This is a genomic window from Anaerostipes sp. CAG:276, from assembly GCF_000432215.1.
GTDB classification, from domain to species: Bacteria; Bacillota; Clostridia; order Lachnospirales; family Lachnospiraceae; genus Anaerostipes; species Anaerostipes caccae.
Genome location: NZ_FR889200.1, coordinates 4,169 through 23,962 on the forward strand (window position 1 = coordinate 4,169; position 19,794 = coordinate 23,962).

General features: G+C 40.3%; 21 protein-coding genes. 4 read left to right on the plus strand and 17 right to left on the minus strand.

The features are described from left to right. Together QVP35_RS12345 and QVP35_RS12350 are read right to left on the minus strand one after the other, a co-directional pair. On the minus strand, positions 1 to 1,194 hold a 1,194-nt coding region (locus tag QVP35_RS12345; protein WP_288187895.1), incomplete at its 3' end, for an SNF2 helicase associated domain-containing protein. A 95-nt stretch (positions 1,195 to 1,289) separates the two neighbouring features. After that, positions 1,290 to 1,652 carry a hypothetical protein gene (locus QVP35_RS12350; RefSeq protein ID WP_009291120.1) on the minus strand — a complete coding sequence of 121 codons (363 nt, stop codon included), beginning with the start codon at positions 1,650 to 1,652 and terminating at the stop codon, positions 1,290 to 1,292. 33 nt (positions 1,653 to 1,685) lie between these two features. On the opposite strand from QVP35_RS12350, the gene QVP35_RS12355 reads away from it, so the two are divergent. Next, positions 1,686 to 1,958 carry a hypothetical protein gene (locus QVP35_RS12355; RefSeq protein ID WP_022261206.1) on the plus strand — a complete coding sequence of 91 codons (273 nt, stop codon included), beginning with the start codon at positions 1,686 to 1,688 and terminating at the stop codon, positions 1,956 to 1,958. A 1,049-nt stretch (positions 1,959 to 3,007) separates the two neighbouring features. Here the strand turns inward: QVP35_RS12355 and QVP35_RS12360 are convergent. From QVP35_RS12360 to QVP35_RS12370, 3 genes are read right to left on the minus strand one after another with little or no spacing between them, the layout of a single operon-like run. Continuing rightward, positions 3,008 to 5,581 carry a TrlF family AAA-like ATPase gene (locus tag QVP35_RS12360; RefSeq protein ID WP_022261207.1) on the minus strand — a complete coding sequence of 858 codons (2,574 nt, stop codon included), beginning with the start codon at positions 5,579 to 5,581 and terminating at the stop codon, positions 3,008 to 3,010. 55 nt (positions 5,582 to 5,636) lie between these two features. Next, positions 5,637 to 6,050, minus strand: a complete 414-nt coding sequence (locus tag QVP35_RS12365; RefSeq protein WP_009291117.1) for a very short patch repair endonuclease — start codon at positions 6,048 to 6,050, stop codon at positions 5,637 to 5,639. Between the two features lie 8 nt (positions 6,051 to 6,058). Next, positions 6,059 to 7,216 (minus strand): DNA cytosine methyltransferase, encoded by a 1,158-nt coding sequence (locus tag QVP35_RS12370; RefSeq protein ID WP_009291116.1) that lies wholly within the window; start codon positions 7,214 to 7,216, stop codon positions 6,059 to 6,061. Between the two features lie 139 nt (positions 7,217 to 7,355). Here QVP35_RS12370 and QVP35_RS12375 point away from each other — a divergent pair, with 139 nt between their 5' ends. Further along, positions 7,356 to 8,414 carry a HindVP family restriction endonuclease gene (locus tag QVP35_RS12375; RefSeq protein ID WP_009291115.1) on the plus strand — a complete coding sequence of 353 codons (1,059 nt, stop codon included), beginning with the start codon at positions 7,356 to 7,358 and terminating at the stop codon, positions 8,412 to 8,414. A gap of 432 nt (positions 8,415 to 8,846) precedes the next feature. On the opposite strand, the gene QVP35_RS12380 is transcribed toward QVP35_RS12375, so the two are convergent. From QVP35_RS12380 to QVP35_RS12420, 9 genes are all read right to left on the minus strand, one after another. Continuing rightward, positions 8,847 to 9,632, minus strand: coding sequence for a hypothetical protein (locus QVP35_RS12380; RefSeq protein WP_009291114.1), 786 nt, complete (start codon positions 9,630 to 9,632; stop codon positions 8,847 to 8,849). Continuing rightward, a complete protein-coding gene (locus tag QVP35_RS12385; RefSeq protein WP_009291113.1) occupies positions 9,619 to 10,080 on the minus strand; it encodes a hypothetical protein in 462 nt (153 codons plus the stop codon). The genes QVP35_RS12380 and QVP35_RS12385 overlap by 14 nt, the downstream gene beginning before the upstream one ends. A 304-nt stretch (positions 10,081 to 10,384) precedes the next feature. Then, positions 10,385 to 11,677, minus strand: coding sequence for a plasmid recombination protein (locus QVP35_RS12390; RefSeq protein WP_022261209.1), 1,293 nt, complete (start codon positions 11,675 to 11,677; stop codon positions 10,385 to 10,387). 183 nt (positions 11,678 to 11,860) lie between these two features. Beyond that, positions 11,861 to 12,100: a hypothetical protein gene (locus tag QVP35_RS12395; protein ID WP_009291111.1), complete on the minus strand. Its 240-nt coding sequence runs from the start codon at positions 12,098 to 12,100 to the stop codon at positions 11,861 to 11,863. A gap of 75 nt (positions 12,101 to 12,175) precedes the next feature. After that, positions 12,176 to 12,409 carry a hypothetical protein gene (locus QVP35_RS12400; protein ID WP_009291110.1) on the minus strand — a complete coding sequence of 78 codons (234 nt, stop codon included), beginning with the start codon at positions 12,407 to 12,409 and terminating at the stop codon, positions 12,176 to 12,178. A 65-nt stretch (positions 12,410 to 12,474) separates the two neighbouring features. Next, positions 12,475 to 13,485, minus strand: a complete 1,011-nt coding sequence (locus tag QVP35_RS12405) for an AAA family ATPase (RefSeq protein ID WP_009291109.1) — start codon at positions 13,483 to 13,485, stop codon at positions 12,475 to 12,477. 93 nt (positions 13,486 to 13,578) lie between these two features. Next, the gene (locus QVP35_RS12410) at positions 13,579 to 13,908 is read right to left on the minus strand and encodes a plasmid mobilization protein (RefSeq protein ID WP_009291108.1); all 330 of its coding nucleotides are present in this window, start codon (positions 13,906 to 13,908) and stop codon (positions 13,579 to 13,581) included. Then, complete coding sequence (locus QVP35_RS12415; RefSeq protein ID WP_009291107.1) at positions 13,899 to 15,008, minus strand: site-specific integrase; 1,110 nt, start codon at positions 15,006 to 15,008, stop codon at positions 13,899 to 13,901. Before QVP35_RS12415 ends, QVP35_RS12410 begins: the two co-directional genes overlap by 10 nt. Before the next feature lie 2 nt (positions 15,009 to 15,010). Beyond that, entirely contained in the window at positions 15,011 to 15,190 is a 180-nt protein-coding gene (locus tag QVP35_RS12420; protein ID WP_408628269.1) for a DNA-binding protein, read from the minus strand. Positions 15,191 to 15,348: 158 nt separating this feature from the next. Between QVP35_RS12420 and QVP35_RS12425 the strand changes: the two genes are divergently transcribed. Further along, positions 15,349 to 15,861 (plus strand): helix-turn-helix domain-containing protein, encoded by a 513-nt coding sequence (locus tag QVP35_RS12425; RefSeq protein ID WP_022261211.1) that lies wholly within the window; start codon positions 15,349 to 15,351, stop codon positions 15,859 to 15,861. 201 nt (positions 15,862 to 16,062) lie between these two features. Here the strand turns inward: QVP35_RS12425 and guaA are convergent, their stop codons facing one another. Then, positions 16,063 to 17,604, minus strand: coding sequence for a glutamine-hydrolyzing GMP synthase (guaA, locus tag QVP35_RS12430; protein WP_009291104.1), 1,542 nt, complete (start codon positions 17,602 to 17,604; stop codon positions 16,063 to 16,065). A gap of 165 nt (positions 17,605 to 17,769) precedes the next feature. Here guaA and QVP35_RS12435 point away from each other — a divergent pair, with 165 nt between their 5' ends. Further along, on the plus strand, positions 17,770 to 18,345 hold the full coding sequence (locus QVP35_RS12435; RefSeq protein ID WP_009291103.1) for a xanthine phosphoribosyltransferase: 576 nt from the start codon (positions 17,770 to 17,772) through the stop codon (positions 18,343 to 18,345). Between the two features lie 54 nt (positions 18,346 to 18,399). Here the strand turns inward: QVP35_RS12435 and QVP35_RS12440 are convergent, their stop codons facing one another. Continuing rightward, positions 18,400 to 19,140 carry a helix-turn-helix domain-containing protein gene (locus QVP35_RS12440; protein WP_022261212.1) on the minus strand — a complete coding sequence of 247 codons (741 nt, stop codon included), beginning with the start codon at positions 19,138 to 19,140 and terminating at the stop codon, positions 18,400 to 18,402. 19 nt (positions 19,141 to 19,159) lie between these two features. Continuing rightward, positions 19,160 to 19,747 carry an amino acid permease gene (locus QVP35_RS12445; protein ID WP_009291101.1) on the minus strand — a complete coding sequence of 196 codons (588 nt, stop codon included), beginning with the start codon at positions 19,745 to 19,747 and terminating at the stop codon, positions 19,160 to 19,162. Between the last annotated feature and the right edge of the window lie 47 nt (positions 19,748 to 19,794).

Sequence of the window (19,794 nt, forward strand, 5' to 3'; positions counted from 1 at the left end):
TTCATCAAAACTCTCTCTTGTACACTCAAAATATGTTTCCAGCACGGGCAGGGCTTCCCTGCAGAACACAGGCACATCTGCTGTTTCTATAAAAACCTTCCGCTGCGGCAGATTTTCCATACAGGATAAAAGATCGTGGACAGGCTCCAAAAACGCTCTGCTCACTTTGTAGATCTTTCCTTTGGAAAAATAAATATTATGTTTGATGCCCTGAAATCCAAACAAATAATTGACCTCTACGTTAATTCCCTGTTCCTGGCCTGTGATCTTCATAGTCCTGGACAGTGGATCCTCAGTCACATGCCAGAGTTTCTCCGGCATCCCATTGATTTCCGCCGAAAACTCCCGGTCTCCCACCGCTTCCAAAAACAATTCCAGCTCTCCAGTTGTCAGCGGGACCTTTCTTACTTTCATTGTTGAATCCGTATATGAATATCCATAATAAGGGACCTGCATATACTTGATCCTGTTCTGGGCAGTCCATGACTGTAAAAATTCCGCCAATTTCCGTGAGTCTCCATCAAATACCTGGATATCATGTATAAATTCTAATTTCTGCCCATAAGCGAATTTCTGTTTATTTTGCAAAGCATCTGCAAAGGCAAAAACATCTTTTAAAACATACAGATAAGAAGTACCGATCTTAAACTCCACCTGAATAAAATTATCCATACATGTCAAAAGTGGTTCCAGATGTACCTTCCCATAAATAGACTCCTGGGCAATCGGCAGGGTGCTTTTAAGCTGCTGCTGTGAAAGAAATGCCTTGATCGCCGGAGTCGTCTTTGGCCTCCATTCCTCACTGGCCGAAAGTTTATTCTGCATGCCTTTCATTGTCTGAAGCTTTGCAAGGCTTTCTTCTTTCTTCTGTTCATACTGCCAGGCGGCTTCCTGTGATTCCAGGTAATCTGTATATTCAAACAAGACAGCCACACAGTGCTTGCATAACCCCTCATATTCTCTGAACGCCGGACATGTGCAGTGCGCATTTTCCAGCCACCCTTCTTCCAAATTATATTCCAAATCGACGTCATACATATTTCTGCCGCTGCCCTGGACGGCGGCGTATATATAATCAATTTCGCCGGCTTCTTCTACGGAATATTCCAGAACAGCATCTGAACGATAAAGGTTTCTTCCTCTCTTATAAGCATTTTGATCTGCTAATGCCCGTATTTCTGATTGATCCAACATCTTACCGCAACCGCCCTTTCCTTATACTCTTATATCCATTATATGTTATAAAGAAAGGGCAATCAAATTAGTTTTCAGCAGACAGATTCAGATTTTTATTTCTTTAAATTTTGTCCGCTGATGATTTTAACCTTCATGCCGTCTTCCGTAAACTGTTTGGAAGAAATATGATATTTCTTTTCCAATTCTCTTGCTTCTTTCTCATCCTTCACTCTGCAGATCCAGATATGGCCTTTTGCCGCCTGCATCATATCTGTTACAGAACCTGTATCAAGGAATTTTCCTTTCTTCATGATCGCAAGCTTTTGACAGGTTGCAGTAAGGTCTTCCACCACATGCGTTGAAAAGAGTACCGTTCTGTCTTCTGAGAAATCAACAAGCAAATTCCGGATTCTTATGATAAGGTCATGGCAAAAGCCAAATGCCGTTCCTCTTGATTTTTCTCCTGTCTGTAACATACTGGATTCATCCGACAGGAGGTTTTAAAAGCAATGAAACAAAAACAATCAGAGGAACTTAGGCAGCACTATATCAAACATCCGCCAGAAGGAATGACCTCAGATCTTCTGGATATGCACTATTTTCTAACGAAAAAAAATGGCTTTGATGACGATGGTCTCGAAGAAAGTTTTTATATCGACCTTTTTTATCCACCTCTTTTTTCCTATACAATCCTTTTTATGGAATGTTTTCTTTCGCAGTCCGCCAAATGGCAGACTTTCCTATTATATAAAATAGCCCTTTTAGTTCAAAATAACTGCTGAGCATCTGCAATAAATCTTTGTCGTCATCAACTAATAAAATCTTGTAGTTCATTGTTATCACCTCTGGTTTAACTTACATGAAGAATGTCAACAAAGGAACAACAAACTATTTTTGATTGAGTAAATCTTGCTCATCCCCTATACTATATTCTGCCTTGTTCAAAAAGTAGCTAAAATAATCTAGATAATTTAGAATTCTCTATTACCTTGTTTTCGACTTTAACTCCTCTTTACACCTGCCTTTTGCCTTCCTGTTCAACTTGTAAGTAATTCTTACAGGTTGAATCTTTCAATAATTCTTTATCTTTATATATTTATTTAGATTCTAAGTACTTTTTTGAACATACTTATCATCGAATTAGAGTTGTCAAACCTAAATCAATAGCAATGTGAATTTCCTTTTCAATTTATTTTAAACTTAACTCCTTTCCATTTCCGATAAAATTTATTACCTTATCAAAACTTCTTTTTATCATACCTTTGTAATCTACGCTTTTGCAATCTATCAATTAAAATTACACAAACATTTTATACTAGAAGCAATATGAAATAAGACATCTCGAGCTGAAGGCTGGTAATCAATTATCCCTCAAGAGCTAAATTAAACACCGGAACAAGTCATTGCACAATCAAAATTCTGAAACCTCTCTATTTCAAGAAGTGACTCCTCCCAAATAGAAACCTGTACATGCAACATTCACATTAGTGAATTAAGTGCATACGTTGAAATTTTTCATACAGACCACAAAACTATATTTGATAGTTTAACCTGCAAAAAATGACCCTGATTACATGTTTTTTGCAATCAGAGTCATTTTTTAATAAATATATATGGGTTGTATTAAATCAGTATTAACTCTCTATTCAAACTCGCAAAATCAAATTTAGTTCTATACAGTTTTGTATAGGAGATTTGGTTCTATTTGATTTTATTTGTTTCCAACTGTCATATCTCTATGGTCTGTTTCTACTAATGTTATCAATCTGTTATCACGATTTTGTTATCACAACAAGACCAGGTGCTTTTCTTAACGAGCAAAGATCTACCTCTATCTCCACGAAGTATAAATTAACTGGCGTTTATCGAAAGCTTCCTTTCCACCTTCCATAATATCGACAATTTGTTTATGCGTATCATCCAAGTCAATATTTCCCTGTGAAACATCTATTTTCGTATCTTGAAATTCAACTACTAAAACTCTTTCTGCATCTCCTAAAACAGGAATATTGGCATTATGCGTTGCAAAAACAAATTGAATGTTGGGCTTCATTTTTATAATTGCAGTAATAACCTCATCATAAATTACTTTATTATCAAGATCATCTTCTGGCTGATCGATAAAAATAATATCGTTATTATTCTGTGTCAAAATAAATAAAATTAAAGCGGATGCACGTTGACCAATAGAATGTTTACGAAGCAACTTATCATGATAATATATCTCAACTTTGTTTTGAACCTGCTTCTTTAGCAGTTCACTATACTGCTCCTGTAGTCTAGATACCAACTTAACATATTCTGATTGGGATATAATTCCCCTCAGCTTTTTGCCATCAAATAATACCCAGTCTTCTATAAGTGCTACATAATCAGCAAATTCTTCGCTCATAATTTGATATTTACTATCCGAAATACCAGAGCCCCGGAAATCAGTCTTTAACTGTGCTTTAAATCCCTCTTTATCGCCTTTAAAAGATATTTCAATTTTTAACTCATTTTGAGCCTGATTAATACGTTCTGTTTCCGCTTTATATGCATTAAATCTTTCTAGCAATACATCATTTAACTGACGTTCCGCTTTTGTAAATTCTTCTTCAATTTTTCTTTTTGATAATGCTTCTTCATTAAGTCGAGATAATTTCTCTTTGACTTTTTCTAATTCTTCTGTCAGTTTAACAAAACCATCAACATCTAAAGTATCATCTTTAATCTCACGCTTAATCTCAGCAAATTCGTCAGCAAGACCTGCTATACGCTTATCTAACCTTAAAATGATATCCCCTAAATTTTCTTTCTTATTTTCAATCGCATCTATAGAAGATTTTATATTTTTTAATTGTTCGTCCACAAAATCTAAAAGTATTTGAGTCTCGATAAATAAGTCCTTATTACACTCACTATCATACCCTTGAAGAAGCCCGCTTAAAGATGAATTTTTTTCATACGCTGTACGCATTGTTTGAAGCGTGCTATCCATTCTGCTTTTCACAGAATCTAGTTTTGCTTTATCTGTAGTATACCCACTTTGTTTTTTTAATTTTTCCGCAACTCCTTTTTCCTGATAAATTGACATCTTATGTTCGATTTCTGTTTTTTGCGTAATAGTATCCGATATCTGTCCGGGTATTTTTCCGACATCTAATAATTTCCCTGTCGTTGTAATTAATGTATCAATCGCACTTTCAATAGCTGTTTCTATTTTCACTCTTCCGCTAACAATATTTTCCAGCAATCTGTTTTCATGATCCGTGCTGCTTGATAAATCTTTTTGACCGAAATACTGTACACCATCAAATAAACTCAGTGGGGTAATATTCAAATCATTTCCATCTTCATCAAGAACGTTAATACGTTCTCCAAAAATACGACTTATCGTATATTTTTTCCCATGTTTATCTGCCACAGAAAGTACTGCTTTGCCACCAGATTCAAAAACACTTTTTACGAGTGCTTCTTTATATTCTTTATCTGTTTGTATCGGAATACCCAAAATATATCGTATTGCCTCTAAAATAGACGATTTTCCACTTCCCCTTATGCCGATAAGAGTATTTAATTCAGGTGAAAAAATAATCTTTTGTCCATCAAACTTTCCGCCTTGAAAAGATAATGATTCAATATAACCATGATGTATATCTGGAATAGTCTCAGCAACTCTGTTTTCAAAATCCTGCAAAGCAAACTTAATAGCTGAATATGAGTACTCTCCAATTTTTAAATATGTTTGTCTATCACCCTTACCAATATCAGCAAGTGACTTAGGATCTGAACCCTCAACCAATGCAGGAGTATATCCGAAACACCGTTTAAATTGAATAATATTATTATGTGTCCGTAATTTTTGCAAACCTAAAACTCGTCTTTTAAAAGGAGCAAGACCAGATAAAGATTCAAGCAATCCTCCTCTACACTCACAGAACAAACCACTATTCTGGTCTACATGCGCAAAAATAATAAAATAATCGCGGTTATATGCTTCCAATGTCTCTAGTGTATTTTTCAAATCATATATACATTTTGTATTTCTATTTTCAAGATTTGGAATAGTTGCAAATGCTGATGTTAAAAATGTTTGAATATGGTTATCTCCATTGGAGAGCCACTCATCTGGATTAAAAACTATGAGAGTATGAATACCATTTGCCCCTTCTTTTATTGTTAACTCGACACCTGGAAGAATGCACATATCTTCTTTTTTCGCCGCTTTTCGAATAGCCTTATATTCATCTTTATCAAATTTATTATGATTTGTGATCACGCCTACCTTAATGTCTGCTTGTTTCAGTGAAGAAACATAGTCTTTCACAAAATCATTTTGCTCACCTACAAACAGAAATTCTTTATCTTTACGAGTATGTAAATGAAAATCCGCCCGTACAAATTCCAGTCCTGTCTCAAACATATAAATAATCCCCTTTATCAAGCTGTAGTTTCACTAATTACAATACTTTCTCGTCCTAACAATCTTTTAGGCTTTCTATTTTTCTCAATAATAACTCTCTGTTTTTCTTTTTTAACTCACACTCCCAAATTCGGATAACTCGCCATCCTCGTTGTTCAAACATAGCTGTTACTTCTTTATCATGTCTGATATTACGTTCTCTCTTTTTTGCCCAATACTCAGCATGGTCTGCAGGTCTTGTGTTTCTACAATCATGTCCATGCCAAAAGCAACCGTCAACAAAAACAGCTATTTTTTTATCAAGAAAAACAAAGTCAGGATGTCCCTTTACAGGATACCCTCTTCGCCATCCTTTTATAGAATTTTCACTAAATACTTGTATTAGTTTCAATTCAGTAGATTTATTATTCCTAGAGCGCACCTTTTTCATTATCTCTGAGCGCTTTTTCCCATCAAACACATCTGCCATTTTAGCACCTATGCCTTTGTACTGTTTTGGAGAATAAAGCTATTGTAAAGAGTCAATGCTCTTTTCATTTGCGAACGGACTGATACGGATAATTCGATATATGCCTCTTCTTTTTGTAATAAAAAGCAATAATAATCCGTAGGAGCACCATTTAAATGGCAAATTTTATCTGCTCGGCGTATTCTAGATAAAGTATCGCTTGCTGATCGTGGAGTAAATTTTTTTACTTCTACAAGCCACTTAACAAAAGATTCTTTGTTTTCTTCTATTACTTCCTGCGATATAATATACTGTTTCAATTTCAATGCAACATATTCTGCTAATTTTACAGGAACAGCATTTCCTATCATTTGTTCCATTTCAGTTTTATTCCCACACCACTTAAACGTAGCAGGAAAAGTCTGAATCAACGAACGTTCAAGTGTTGTAAGTGCTCTAACATTTTCTGAAATAGGACAAGCATCATTTGGATGACCAGGATACCCTTTCGGTACAGGACGATTAACACCACGTATCGTTGGTGCAGGTTCATCTATGGAAAAAATTGCACGCCTATTATAATTTCTCGGATGACGGTAATAATATTCAAAATCAAGCGTATCGCCAAAATAATCTCTTAATGTAGTCGACTTCTGGCTTAAACCGCTTTCAAGATTTTTTTTCATAAAATCATCGTCTTTGCCTAAGGCTCCTATACAAAAAAATCTTTTCCGTTTTTGAGGAACACCACACTTACTTGCATCCAGCACTATTTTTGTCAAACCATACCCGGCATTTTTAAAAATATTTTCCGCTTTCTCAAACGCCTTACTTTTCTGGGCTCGATCTACATTTTCCATAACAAAATATTGTGGTTTAATATTCTCTATAATCTTAGCATACGATTCTGTCAAACTTGCTCTTGATGATTCGACCCGTTTTCCAGCATGGGAAAAATCCTGACATGGCGGTCCTCCAATTATCAGCTCTGGCGAGAATCTTCGTATCTGTTCAACAGCCGACTTAACATTTGATAAGTCCGACTTAAAAACAGGATGATTAAAATTTTCTTCATAACATTTTGCAGCAATATCCCAAAATTCGAATGCCGCTACAAGATTAAATCCTGCATTCTGAAATCCCAACGACATTCCGCCACATCCTGCAAATAAATCAACTGTATTCATTCTTATCCTCCACTTGCTAAACACTCCAAAAAACTTTATAATATATCTAATTATACTTGTTTCATAGTATACTACGCAAGCAAATTGACGTCAAGTAATTGACGTCAATACAAAAAAATAAATTTGAGGAGCTTATATCATGTCAAATGGACTATATGGAATATTTAATTCAAATAGAACAGCGGATGATCACTGGGGTAAAAACTGCTTTAATTCCAGTTTCCCTACATCGTTAGCCTGCTATATGTTAGATAACGATATTAAAGCCATTTATATTACCCTCGCTGTTAAAGATAACAAATTAGTAATCGAACCAAAAGAAATTTCAATTAGTGAAGTGTTTAATTGCACCAATAAATCACTCCGTGATTTGTATTTCAGTTTTGAATCTATATATGAACCATATCAGCAATATTCTTTTGACGCTATCGACGGTATTGATTTGGTCGTGAAAGATATCAATGGTAACTATCTTTCACCTTTAGAAGTAAAATTAACGGTAATTCCGACATCACAAACAAGCACATTATCAGAAGAAAAATGGGGTTCTGAAATAGTTGTACGCTCTGCTACTACTTCCTATTGCGCTTTAGGAATGTTTGACTCGATTAAAGAATCAGCTCAAGACGTACGCGAAATTTTTGAAGATGCATGTTCTTCTATCCAAATGTGGGATAACGACTATGAAATGACTCATAAAATGCCTTTGTTATGTCAAGCTGTTGATGATTTTCAATTAAAATATTATTCGCACCAAAAGCCCTTGCTTATGCAAACCTTATGGAAAACCCAAGGTCAATCTCCCATATTGGCTGACCAAGCCTTTGATATTGTAATTTGGAGCGATTACGCATTCTCGCGTCTATTTCTTGATCATTCTGCCGAACCAGCTGAAACCATGCGTCGAGGCATGAGAGCTTCAGCAAGACTCGCAAGATGTCTATGGGAATTAAGTAAATCTGGGAAAATACGCGTGGTTGATATCTACCGGCAAATGGCTTTTGGTAATCAGACAGATAAAGAATTTGCTGTCGGAGGCTCCCTTTGGCGTAAATATGTAACACCTAACCGAATTCAAAATCTTGCATTAAAAAAAGATATTGTTTATCAGATTATTGAGCCTGGATACATAGATCGACTTATGCCAGAAAGGCGATTTGATCAAACTTTATACTTTACCATGAGAGAAGAAAAATAAGTTATTTTAAGGCAACAGTTCCCCCTGTTGCCTTATATATTTTTTGTCTGATATACAATATATTAGAATTTCCTCAATATATTTCAAGATTATGTTTTCGTTTTACTAACCGTTTCCAATCCCTCTCTGTCAGCTCCATTCTTTTCTCCCGCTGGACAATATCTACAACAGCATCATGTCCTAAAGCCCGTTCCACTCGGTTAAAACTCTGTTTTGGTTCTAAAGTTCCTCTACACGAGCCGTAAGAGAATTTACCTTGATCCAAGTCCTCTCGTATGATCTTTACATACTAATTTCATTCTGTACATCAAGAGGAGCAAGTTCAGTTGCCGTCATTGTTTCAGAATTTCTTTTTTCGTGCTATCTCTAATTCTTGAATTATTTTTTCTATATCAGGCAATGCTATGATTTGCTACCGCCTTATCTTATTTCTTAAAGCAATGGACCAACAAATTCTGCTAAAGCAGCTACTGCGGCACTAAATTCCGCTATACCTTTAACTGTTCTTAATGTGGTTAGAGCCGTTCTAAGCATTCCTTTTTTGGGCTTTTCAGCCGCTGTTTCGGTTTCAATTACCTCTAAGCATTCAAAAACGTTTTCTTGGTCCTCAGGAGCAAGTGAGGTAGTAGCTGCCTGTACTTCGGAAATCAGCTTTTTCAATTCACTCGTATCAACCCCAGCATTATTGGTTGCCGTAACTGTAGCATTATCTGTAGCGATAATAGCTTGTCCATTATGTACGGTAACATTGTATACAACTTTATCATCCAGGCCCATATCAATACCTACCTTTGTCAAATAGCGTTCTATATGACGAATCAACACCATAACAAAACGCTCATTGAAGCCTTTTATTTTGTCTTGAAATCCTTTGGAAGAAGAATACCCCATGGCTATCCCTCGATAGATTGAGTTATTGGTTTCAACCAAATAATGCAATACAGCATAAACATTGCGAACTTCTTCTTCCTCTGTATCACCGGTTGAAAAGATCATGCGTCCATACGATGCTTGAACTTTCTGAACTTCTTTTGCCAAATCCCAATCACAGCTACCACAATCCATGATATAGTCAAGAATTATTGGCGTATTGTCAATGTATTTCAGATATTTCCCAAGCACACCCGTATAATCCTCATAATCAGCTTGAAGCAAGCGATTAGAAAAACTATTAAAGTCGTACTGGATTTTTCTTAAATCGTTCCTATTCAATCTCATAGTTCTTCACCCCACAAAACGGGCAATAAGCACCCGTCATTTTAAGCAATGGTTTTATTTTTGCAGTACGGGCACAGCACGGAAATGTGCATATCTCCAATGCTTCAATCCCCGAACGGATAGGGTCTTCGCTCTCATGGCGAGGACGTTTTCCAGCTTTGAACTTAACCATACTATTTTTGCTATGATGCTCCAGGTCTTTGAACATATCATAAATCATGTCATTAACCTTATTTTTCGTCATTTTCATGGCAAGCTCCAGCACATCATCGGTGATGTAGCTATCACTGGTCAAGCCACAACTGGGACAATAAATTTTCAATACGCCATCATCCTGTATATCTGAAGGAGTTCCTTTGAAAAATGTTCCACAGTGCTCACATTTCAAAAGAACATAACCCTCATCATCTGTAGGAATTGAAATGGTCATGTGGATTTCATCACTCACAAATTTTCTCCTCCTAGTATTATTTATCTTTGCCAGAACACCCTTGAAGATCTGGTAGTTCTTTTTCACACCCTCATTCAGGCAAATAGAAATGTACTGGTCTGTCTTCCAGTGCTTCATGTACCATTACTTTTTTTACACTAATGCCCTCGATAATTTTCAGAGTTCCGTCCAGCAAATGCCAATTTATACCTCAAATTATACATCCCACCACGGACAATGTAAACCAAAAATCACCTTAATCATACAGCCAAGAACATGAAGAATTCTCCTCCCTGCTCTTGACTGTTCCATTTATTTTTGCTTACCTCGCTCCTCTATTCATCTTTCGCCTCTGTGCCCGTTTCTGCTCCTTAATCTCCTGTTCTCTCAACCTCTCCGCTTGTACTATTGTCTCAATAGTATCATGCCCCAAAGCCCCCTTTACACGTTCAAAATCCCCGAGATTTTCTCTCAACATCCTATTTTCGTTCCAAAGTTCCTCTACACGAGCCGTAAGAGAATTAACCTTGTTCCATGCCCTTTCATATGACCTTTGCATATCACTAAATCTTCTGGAAAGATCGAGATAAGCCCGGTAGACTGACCGCAGTACCGTCACAATCTTCTTAATCAACGGCTTTGCCTTTTTCTCCCGGTAGGCTTTTCCCATTTCCAGCGTTCCCGCCTCCGGCAGTATTTCTTCTGAATCAGCAGAATATTTCTCTGCGAACCGCTCCATATCTTTTACCATAGGTGCCATCTCTGTCAGCTTTTTCTCGTATTGAGCTATCTTTTTCTTAGCCTGATCTGCCTGTTTATCAGCCTCTTCCCGATTTTCATGTGCAGAGGATATTTCCCGTTCAATATTTTCCAACTGATCGAGCCATTTTTCATTGACCTCCTGCATATTGGCATTATGCTCCTTCAACTCCGCTTTCTGTTTTTCAAGCGCAGCTACTTCTTTTGCCCGTTCCTGCTTTTCAAAATCCAATAGAGACAGGTGCTTTTCATGTGTGCCTTTCTGCTCCCATTCAATCCCATGCTCCAGCATAATTGAGGCAAGCTGCTGCTTTTCAGCCGTTACCCACTGATTTAATTCTGTCTCCATTCTCGTACCGCCTTTAAAACCGAGTGCCGACAATGCCTGTTTCAAAGATACCCTTGTATCCAATCCACGCTTACTTCCGGTTATATATGGCACAAAATCTATATGCAGGTGCGGTGTTGCCTCATCCATATGGAGATGAGCGGAGAACACACGGAGAGTAGGATTTCGCTCCTGAAAACCTTTCATATATTCATCCAGTATCTTTGCCGCCATTTGCCCTTCTGCTGTTTTCGCCCCCATATCATCCTTATTCCCAATCTGCAAGATGATCTCATGGAATGGCTTTTCCTGCTTTCCAGAGCGGATCTTTTCGTAATAATCTTCAATCTTCCGATCTTTCCTTGTCTGCTTTGCGTTATACCTTTCAAGCGCTCCGTCAAACAATTCATGGTACACTTCCCGGATATCCTGATTGCAGTATTCTACGTTCCAGCGGCTCCGTTGCGGATCAGTATTCTTTGCATGAAATTTTCTGCTATTGTGGTTGACAGAACCTTTTCCTGTCATAAAGCTGATTGTCCTCTTCAATAACTCTCCTTTCTCCCTAGTCGGGTAGTGTTCAGCGTCGGATACGGCGCATAGGCTTTGTTACTTTCGCCGAAAGTAACCGAAAGTAACGCAAAAGCACTTTCGACAGCCGTTCCGTCCATCAAAAGCTGCCTTTGCGCCCTGCCGGGGGCTTTTCCCGCCCTACGGACGGGGCGGCAGTTCCCACCGCTTTGCATCCGCTGTCATCGCCTTTCGGATCGCAGAAACTACATTCTCCACTGTATTTTCCGCCCATCCTGCAAGCCATATCAGTGTCTGCATTTCTGCCTCGCTCAACTCCACATTTCCGAAAATCTCATTGAGCATGGCTATTCTCCGATCTTCATTTTCATAGAATAATTCCGTTTCGTTCCGGTCTTTTCTGTCCGGCTGAACAATCATCCAACATCACCCTTCCTCTTGTCTGCAATATACAGGAGCGTGTCACGCTCCTGTCTTACATCATCAAAAGACGCTCTACCAACGAAAACTGTCAGGTATTCCCCGCCTGTTCAGATATTCCTGACGGGCTTTTTCCCGTTCCGTCTCTGTCGGAGCAGTCTTAGACTTTCCGTATAACTCACGCAACACCATTGCATCCAGTTTCTTCTCCAATCCTATCCTTATCTCATCCGCATGGCTGTCGTCCTCCAGCAGATGATAGTAGAGCAACTGCACAAACAATTCCTGTGGTATCTGTACCTGTTTCATCCAATTTCCTTTCAAGGTGGCAACATTACCTGTTCCTAAAGAAATGGTAATTTTGCCATGTTGACTTATTGTTCCGGCAATACCCACGACCAGTGTCCGCCGGGTTTTATCGACTGGACGCCAAGGGCCTTCTTCGCATTCCAGAGCGTTTTCCCTTTAATGCCACGGCTTTCCGACTCTTTAAGGATTACATTCTGTTCGACTGCCCCATCTGCCAATATCTCGAGCAGGAACTCTTTCGCCTCTTTTATCTTCTGTCCACGGTTATTGCCGCTCAGCAGATCATCCGCATTGATGTCATATTCCCCGACCCATTCAAATCCGTTCTCTTTATCCAAGCGAAAAGCGATTGATTTTCCCTCTGGTGCAAGGGAGCTTTTTACATGGCAAACTACTCTTGTTTCTGGCTCGTTTTTCACTCGCCCTACAACCAGAACACTCCTTGCCGCCGCCTGAAAGTCAATAGAGCCAAGTCCTCTGTATGAAGATTTTCCGGTGCTGTTCTTGTTCATATGACCAATTAAGACAATCGCACAGTGATATTTTTCCGCCAGAACAGATACCCGTTTCATCAGTGGACGGATTTCATTTGCCCGGTGCATATCTACTTCCGCTCCAAGAAAACTCTGAATCGGATCTAAGACTACAAGACGAGCGTTTGTCTGTCGGATTGCCTGTTCCAGACGTTCATCTAACATTGTCAACGGCTGTTCACTGTCATCAATGACAAGCACTTTAGAACAGTCTGCGCCTGCCGACAGAAGACGGGGCTTTATAGTATCTCCCAGCCCGTCTTCTGCGGTCTGGAAGATCACATTGACTGGCTCGCCTACATTTTCTGCGGGTTCTTCCTCTCCGTCCTTTACTGACAACACGGGCTTGCCTTTTGTCAGCTTTGCTATGATCTGCAACACCATTGTTGTTTTCCCCTCTCCGGGATCTCCCTGTATAATTGTGACTTTCCCATAGGGGATGAACGGATAGAGCAGCCATTCCACCAGCTCTACCGCAACATCCTCCATATTGATCAGCCGGAGTTCCGGCTCTGCTTTTCTGTTTTTCAAATTTACCTCCATTTCCGGTTGAAAGCATTGCGGGACTCTGGTAGAATACAGATAGATTGGTTTTGGTATTTTACCAAGTCCCAGCCTTTAGGTGTTTGCCGACACTTAAAGGCTTTTTTCATCTTTCATACCCTGCATTGTATTTGTGATTAGTTCAATCGTATCTAATAAGTCTCTGGAAACGCTGCCACCTGCCTCTATGCGTTCCAACTGCTCCAATACCTTTGCCAGTTCATTTTTCAAAGCCTTGTACACTCTGGGATTTCCCACCACTACAATCTCTTTTTCCTGCAGACGGCGGATAATATAATCCTGCTTTGTCAATCCCGACAGTCGCACAGCCGCCTCAAGCTGCTCATCTTCTTCTGGTGATACCCGGAACGCCACAATCTTATTTCTCCAACGACCCTGCCGATCCAAAACTTTTACTGACATTCTTTGTTTTCTCCTTTCTCTGTTCCGTTCCCTGTTCGCTCAACATTAAGCCTGTCTGCCATTTCTGTCTGTTTTGAAGGGAACAGGTGTGCATATCGGTAAGTGATTTTTTCACTTTCGTGTCCTACCCGGTCTCCAATCGCCAGCGCGGTAAAACCCATATCTATCAACAGGGAAACATGACTGTGACGAAGGTCATGAATCCTGATCCGTTTTACTCCGGCAGCCTTACATCCCCTGTCCATTTCATGTGATAAATAATGTTTCGTCACCGGGAACAGGCGGTCAGTTGATTTCAGGCTGTAATACAGTTTCATACAGTCTTCCATTTCCTCAGACAGAAATTGGGGCATTTTAACCACCCGGTTACTTTTCTTCGTCTTCGGGCTGGTAATCACATCTCTTCCCTTTAACCGCTGATAGGATTTATTGATTGCTACTGTCTGGTTATGAAAGTCAAAGTCCGCTGGCGTCAGCGCCAACAGTTCACCCTCCCTGATACCGCACCAATAGAGCATTTCAAAAGCATAGTAGGAAAGCGGCTTGTCCATCATTGCCTCCGCAAATTTCAGATATTCTTCTTTTGTCCAGAACAACATTTCCTTGCTTTCCTCCGCTCCCATCGTTCCTGCCTTTCTTGCAGGATTGATACTCAGATCATAGTAGCGGATTGCATGGTTGAAAATGGAACTCAACTGTCCGTGGATTGTTTTCAGATAGGTGGGAGATACGGGCTTACCTGTTTTCCCTTTCTGGCTACGCATTTCATTCTGCCAGTCGATCACATCTTTTGCCGTAATCTCAGACACTTTTCTCTGTCCCAGATAAGGAAGAATTTTGCTTTGAATAATGCTTTCCTTAGTAAGCCATGTGTTTTCTTTCAATCGTGGGCGCACATCTGCCTCATACAACTTGCAGAAACTCTCTAACGTCATATCCATATTTGCCTGTTTCTGCAACTGAAACTGCCGTTCCCACTCCTGCGCCTCCCGCTTAGTAGCAAACCCACGCTGGCATTTCTGCTTACGCTCCCCCTTCCAGTCTTTATAGCGCACCATTGCATACCAAGTTCCATTTTTCTCAGTTTTGTATACCGGCACTTCTAATTCCTCCCTTCGTATGACTGTGTACCGTAAAACTGTTCATAAAAGAACTTGCGGTCAATCCTGCCGGGGATCGTAACACACCCTGTCTTTTCCAGTTCTTTGTTGAGTTTTCGGATCAATTTGTAAGCATAAGACTCGGAAACATCCAGTGCCTCCATGACTTCGCTTACTTGCATAAACATTTTCTCCATAAGTTACCTCTCTTTCTTGTTTATTCTATACATTTTTGTATAGTCATATATTACTATACTTTTCTGTATTGGTTTTTCTTGATTGTACCTATACTTTTATGTTATACTCAATCTATCAAAAGACTTCAGATAGGAGAATGGTTATGGCTATTGGCGAAAGAATCCATTATTTCCGGCTGCTCCGTGGCTTTACACAGAAATATCTGGGCAAACTTTTGGGTTTTAGTGACTCTCAAGCAGACGTTCGTATCGCCCAGTATGAAAAAGGCGCACGCAGCCCGAAAGAGAAATATTTAAACGCACTGGCACAGATTTTTGAGGTATCGCCTCACGCTTTGAATGTTCCCGATATTGACACGGATATTGGACTTATGCACACTCTCTTTACACTGGAAGATACCCGGGGTCTGAAAATCGGAAAACTGGACGGCGAACTCTGCCTCCGACTGGACAAAGACACCGGAATGACCTACCACAGTATGTGGGATATGTTTAACGCATGGTATCAGCAGGCAGAGAAACTGGAGTCCGGCGAGATCACCAAAGAAGAATACGATCAGTGGCGCTATACCTATCCCAAAATGGAGTGGGAACAGACCCGCCGGGATCTGGACGCTCTGCGTGAAAAGCGGAAAACTGAAAACAATACAGATTAAAAAAAGCCAACAAAAAAGGTCTTGCCAAATTGTTTCACTCAATTCAGTAAGACCTTTTCTATTGGTTTCAGTTGAATTCACCTGATAACCTCCGGCAAAAAGTGAATAAATGCTTTTCAGCCAGTGTTATCATTTTGTTATCAAATAGACCCCTAATGCGTCGCAAACGCCCTGTTTATACGGGTTCTCAGATCTCTTTACTTACTCAAACTCTATCGTAGCCGGCGGTTTCCCCGTACAGTCATACATCACCCGATTGACATGTTCCACTTCATTCACGATCCTGGTAGTAACCTTTCCAAGCACCTCCCAAGGAATCTGTGCCGCATCTGCAGTCATAAAGTCTGAAGTATTCACGGCTCTCAGCGCAATGGCATAGTCATAGGTTCTTCCATCCCCCATAACTCCCACAGACCGCATGTTTGTCAATGCTGCAAAATACTGACCAAGTCCTTTGTCCACACCTGCTTTTGCAATTTCTTCTCTGTAAATTGCATCGGCATCTTGCACGATCTTAACCTTTTCCGCTGTCACTTCTCCGATGATACGGATTCCAAGTCCCGGTCCCGGAAATGGCTGTCTCATGACAAGATATTCCGGAATTCCAAGTTCTCTTCCGGCCTGTCTTACTTCATCTTTGAACAAGTCTCGGAGAGGCTCGATGATCTCCTTGAAATCTACATAGTCAGGGAGGCCTCCCACATTATGATGGGATTTGATGGTAGCAGATTTACCGACGCCGCTTTCCACCACATCCGGGTAAATGGTTCCCTGTACCAGAAAGTCCACAGATCCGATTTTCTTTGCTTCTTCCTCAAATACACGGATGAATTCTTCCCCAATGATCTTACGTTTCTGTTCCGGTTCTTCTACTCCCGCTAATTTCTCATAAAATCTATCCTGAACGTTCACTCGGATAAAGTTCAAGTCATACGGTCCTTCCGGTCCGAAGACTGCTTCTACTTCATCACCCTCATTTTTGCGGAGCAGTCCATGGTCTACAAACACACAGGTCAGCTGCTTTCCGACTGCTTTCGCCAGCATAACGGCTGCCACAGAGGAGTCCACGCCTCCGGACAGTGCACAGAGCACTTTTCCGTCTCCAACTTTTTCACGGATAGATTTAATCATATCATCCACGAAAGAATCCATGTTCCAGTCACCTTTGCAGCCGCATACTTTGTATAAGAAATTATAGATCATTTCTTTGCCCTGTTCTGTATGCATAACTTCAGGATGAAACTGGGTTGCGTAAAGCTTCTTGTCCGCATTTTCCATAGCAGCCACCGGACATACCGGGGTTGTCGCGGTAATCTTGAAACCTTCCGGTGCTTCGGCGATATAGTCGGTATGGCTCATCCAGCAGACTGTTTTATCGCCCACACCGTCAAAGAGCTTGGATGAATTGTCCAGATCCACTTCTGTGTGCCCGTACTCGCTGACAGGGGCGGTCTCCACCTTGCCGCCGAGGACATGGGCCATCAGCTGGGAACCATAGCAGATACCCAGGATCGGGATTCCCAGTTCAAATATTTCTTTTTCGTATGTGGCGGAACCTTCTCCGTAAACGCTGTTTGGCCCTCCGGTGAAAATGATTCCTTTTGGATTGTATTCTTTTATTTCTTCAAGTGAGGCAGTGTAAGGTTTGATTTCGCAGTAAACGCTGCATTCTCTGACTCTCCTTGCAATTAACTGATTGTACTGTCCCCCGAAATCAAGGACAAGAAATTTCTCGTGGTTCACGGGCGTTCCTCCTATATTCCTATATATCTTTATAAAATAACCTATATTCCTATATATTATAAGGTAGGCATGGTGTTTTTACAACTCAATTCTTCCCTGATCTCATTGATTTTGACAGCTTTTGGTGCTAGAATGATAAAAAAGTCGAATGAAATGGAGAATTTTATGAAATTATTAGAGGAGCGCATTTTAAAAGACGGCGTATTAAAGGATGGGGGAATCCTCAAAGTTGACAGTTTCTTAAACCACCAGATGGACATCGGGCTGCTTCAGGAAATAGGAAAAGAATTCAGAAGACTGTTTCCGGAAAATATCACCAGAATCTTGACCATTGAAGCCTCAGGGATTGGGATCGCGACGATTGCCGCACAGTATTTTGACAATATCCCGGTTGTATTTGCAAAGAAATCCATGTCCAAGAATCTGGACGGAGACCTGCTGACCTCTAAGGTAATTTCTTATACCAAAGGGCTGGAATTTGATATTTTTGTAGAAAAAAAGTTCCTGTCCCCGAATGACAATATTCTAATCATCGATGACTTCCTTGCCAATGGACAGGCATTAAACGGATTAATCGATCTTGTCAACGGCTCCGGCGCTAACCTGATCGGCTGCGGTATCGTGATCGAGAAAGGCTTCCAAGACGGCGGACAGATTATTAGGGATAAGGGCGTACATTTAGAATCTCTTGCAATCGTGGAAGACCCGAAAGACGGTAAATTGTGTTTTAGAGAACAATAAAGATACATATAAGATAAGAGTTGATGATTTTTATGCATCAGCTCTTTTTAATACTCACCCTAAAATAATCAGCCTGTTTTTATATTCCGCTTCCTCCAAACTCTTGATATACCGCACCGGCGTCATATTCGTATATTTTCGAAAGTCTTTCATCATATGGGACTGGTCATAATATCCGGCATTCATGGCAATGGCCAGCAGGTCCTTTTCGTCCTCTTCCCATTTCAGGCTGTTTAAAACGGTCTGAAACCGGGCGATCTTACAATACGTTTTCGGTGAAATTCCCATATTTTCTTTAAACACTTTATTTACATAACGGACAGAATACCCTGTCAATTCACCCAGTTCTTCAATCTTTACATTTCCGGCCCGCCTGGTGATCTCATCAATCAGGTAATTTCCAAGATTTCTGTCTTCTAAGTGCTCCAGCTTTTCCTGATTACAGTTCACATAAAAATTTAAAAAAACCTGTATCTGTGCCCGGAAGTCACGGCTTTGAATGATCTTGTCAAATACTTGCTCTGCCCTCATAAATTCCATCAGCGCTGCTTCCCCTTCGACCAGTTCATTCGGATTCACCGTGTCAGGCAGTATCACCTTTCCCGGCATAAACCGGATGCCGAAAAAGTAATCTCCCGGCTTTCCGATCATTGGGGAAGCCTTCAGCCTGGTGCCTATATATAATACTAGCGTAAGGATAATCTTTGCTGCCAGTTCCTGCAGTGTGACATACTGTGTCATTCCCACACCGAGCAGTGCCTGCACTCCGAACAGGACGACAATGCCAATAATCATAGCCAAAAGTACATCTCTTTTAGGGTTCTTTAGATCCTTTGATACCGGTAATCTGAGGCTTCGTCTGCTGTGCAGCCGTCACTATCTCGCCGGTACCCAGATGGAAAAAACTTATGATACCCATGAGCAGAAAAGATGCCAGCAGAAGGAATACGACAATATTCTGGATTCGGGCAAAAAAATCAACTCCTTTATAGTTTACATAGGACAGAACCCCCAATACGATCACACTGATCACCGGTGCCGGAATCTGGGGAAGAAAAATCTGATTCAGCACCGTTCCGCACATGGCGATTTCTACGGAACCGGATAAAATATCAACGATCACATAAGCGGATAACGTAGATACCATAGATGCCACCGGTCCTAAACCCACCAAAGTGTACTGTCCCAGGCCCCCTTCTGCTTTCGGCATCATGGAATGCAGCTCTGAAAAACTTAAAGCCAAAAACCCGTTCAGTATCAGTACGACAAACAGTGCGATAATAAAATTTTTGCCTGCAAGACCCATGCCCTGCCCGAGGGAAAGCAGACAGCTGGTGGCTACGATCAATACCACACAGACGGATATCGCACTTCCGAGTCCCAATTTTTTTGTTCTCTCCATACATATCACTCCTTTTTATAAAAGAAAGGCGTCCGCCGGATATATCT